This window comes from Mesorhizobium sp. M7A.F.Ca.CA.004.04.2.1 (genome assembly GCF_004022825.1).
Taxonomy (GTDB): Bacteria; Pseudomonadota; Alphaproteobacteria; order Rhizobiales; family Rhizobiaceae; genus Mesorhizobium.
Genome location: NZ_RZPH01001114.1, coordinates 1 through 1,884 on the forward strand (window position 1 = coordinate 1; position 1,884 = coordinate 1,884).

Genomic DNA, 1,884 nt, shown 5'->3' on the forward strand with positions numbered 1-1,884 from the left:
GCCCTGCTGCTGCTCGGCACCGCCCCGTTCGCACAAGCCGCCGACAAGCCAACCGATCCGCAGATCGCCCACATCGCCTATACGGCCGGGGTCATCGACGTTGAAGCGGCCAAGCTGGCCATCGAAAAATCGAAGACCAAGGAGGTCGTGGATTTCGCCAACGACATGGTGCGCGACCACGAAGCCGTGAACGTGCAGGCGCTCGATCTGGTGAAGAAGCTCAAGGTCACGCCGGAAGACAACGCCACCAGCCAGGCGCTGACCAAAGCTGCGGCGGAGGAGCGGGCCAAGCTCGCCAAACTCGACGGCGCTGCCTTCGACAAGGCCTATGTCGATAACGAGGTCGCCTACCACAAGCAGGTCAACGGCGCGCTCGAAACCCTTTTGATCCCGTCGGCGCAGAATGCCGACCTGAAGGGCCTGCTGGAAACCGGCCTGAAGATTTTCCAGGGCCATGAGCAGCACGCCGAGCACGTCGCCGGCAGGCTCAAGTAAGGACCGGGAGCATGCCGAAACGCTATCTGTGGATTGCGTTGACGCTGGCCGTCGGTACCGTTCCGGCGCGAGCGGAAACCATCCAGGTCATCATCGACAGGCTGGTGTTCTCGCCAGCCACCGTCGAGGCCAAGGTCGGCGACACGATCGAGTGGGTGAACAAGGATGTGTTCGCCCACACGGCCACCGTGAAAGGCGGCTGGGAAGTGATGATCCCGCCGAAGAAATCCGCAAGCCTGACATTGAAGGCCGCGGGACCGGTCGACTATTTCTGCCGCTTTCACCCCAACATGAAAGGCCGTTTGGTGGTGGCGCCCTGATCCAGCGCCAACGAGGCTCGCCTGGCCTCGTCGGGACGCGCGATATGCGTCCACGAGCCGTCATAGCCCGGCTCGCGGCGTGCCATCCAGGCATTCAGCCCTTCGCGCAGATCAGCGGTCGGGGCCATGCGGGCGAACTGCTCGGCCTCGACCAGCAAACCTTCGGCGATGCTCTGGTTGAGGCCGCGGGCCACTGCCGTGAGGATGCCGGCAATCGCCAGATCGGAGTGTCGCAGGATACGCCTGGCCAGGCCGATCGCGGCCGGCATCAATTCGGCATGCGGCACAACCTCGTTGACGAGACCCAACTCAAGCGCCCGCGGCGGCGCAAACCAGTCACCGGTCAACAGCAACTCCAGCGCCCGCTTGCGCCCGGCGAGCCTTGGCAGGCGTTGGGTTCCACCGAAGGTCGGCGGCATTGCGAGGTTGATTTCCGGCTTGGCGAACAAAGCGCGGTCACTGGCGATGGCCAGCGGCACCGCCTCGGTGATTTCGCAACCGCCACCAAAGGCAATGCCGTTGACGGCAGCGATGACGGGTTTGCGAAACGCTTCCAGCCTCGCCGTCAGCCGTTGCCCGCGCATGACGAAATCACGCATCGCGACATCGACGCCGAGCGCCACGCTGGCCGAGAACTCATGAATGTCGCCGCCGGCCGAAAACGCCCGCTCCCCTGCACCGGTCAGAATGACCGCACGAACGCTGTCATCGACTTCAATGTCGTCAAGGATCGCAAGCAGGCGATCGATCAGGGCATAGTTCAAGGCGTTGAGCTTCTCCGGCCGATTGAGGGTGAGGATGGCAATCCCATCCCGGGGTTCCTTGAGGACAAGATCGGTCATTGGCTCTTCCTTCTTCATCATGCTGATGACCGGAAGACTATGCCCCTTTCCGCTTGTGTATATTCACTAGTCGGTATACCTAAGCTCATGCCTGACACGCAAAGTCCTACACGCAAACGTATTGTCGATGCCGCGACCAGGCTCTTCTATGCCGAAGGAATCGGTCGCGTCAGCGTCGATGCCGTCGCCGAGGAAGCGGGTCTCACCAAACGCACGCTCTACTACCA

At 62.4% G+C, this 1,884-nt stretch carries 4 protein-coding genes; 3 read left to right on the top strand and 1 reads right to left on the bottom strand.

Annotated features, from left to right (window positions below):
- Positions 1–495, top strand: a 495-nt coding sequence (locus tag EN893_RS31890; protein WP_164901294.1) for a DUF4142 domain-containing protein, incomplete at its 5' end; no start/stop codon positions are given.
- A gap of 11 nt (positions 496–506) precedes the next feature.
- On the top strand, positions 507–815 hold the full coding sequence (locus tag EN893_RS31895) for a cupredoxin family copper-binding protein (RefSeq protein WP_127269122.1): 309 nt from the start codon (positions 507–509) through the stop codon (positions 813–815).
- Here the strand turns inward: EN893_RS31895 and EN893_RS31900 are convergent.
- Complete coding sequence (locus tag EN893_RS31900) at positions 776–1,657, bottom strand: crotonase/enoyl-CoA hydratase family protein (RefSeq protein WP_127270772.1); 882 nt, start codon at positions 1,655–1,657, stop codon at positions 776–778. The genes EN893_RS31895 and EN893_RS31900 overlap by 40 nt on opposite strands.
- Before the next feature lie 87 nt (positions 1,658–1,744).
- Here EN893_RS31900 and EN893_RS31905 point away from each other — a divergent pair.
- Positions 1,745–1,884 (top strand): helix-turn-helix domain-containing protein (locus EN893_RS31905; RefSeq protein ID WP_164901295.1); only part of this gene is annotated, 140 nt, incomplete at its 3' end.